General features: G+C 68.3%; 1 protein-coding gene. It reads right to left on the bottom strand.

Going from position 1 to position 240, the window contains the following annotated elements; all coding sequences use genetic code 11:
* Window positions 1-240, bottom strand: a 240-nt coding sequence (locus BFF76_RS30050) for a pyridoxamine 5'-phosphate oxidase family protein (protein WP_208604896.1), incomplete at both ends; no start/stop codon positions are given.

The following is a 240-nucleotide window of genomic DNA, read 5'->3' as shown; positions in this document are numbered from 1 at the left end:
ACAGGCCCGAGCGCTTGAGCGACGCCGGGCAGTGCAGGTAGATCTCGTCGATGTCCACGACCAGCGCGAGGTCGGGACGGCGGCCCCTGACCCTCATCTCGTCGAAGACCGGAGCGTCGGTGAGTACGCGGGCCCGGCCGTTGATCCGCAGGACCGTCATCGCGCCCGGTATCAGGTACAGCAGCCCCACGTGCGGGTTGGACAGGATGTTGTGGAAGCTGTCACCGCGCCGGTTGCCCG

This window comes from Streptomyces mutomycini (assembly GCF_001700505.1).
Taxonomy (GTDB): Bacteria; Actinomycetota; Actinomycetes; order Streptomycetales; family Streptomycetaceae; genus Streptomyces; species Streptomyces mutomycini.
The sequence above is the reverse complement of the archived record's forward strand: the minus strand, read 5'-3'. Positions and strand labels throughout refer to the sequence as shown.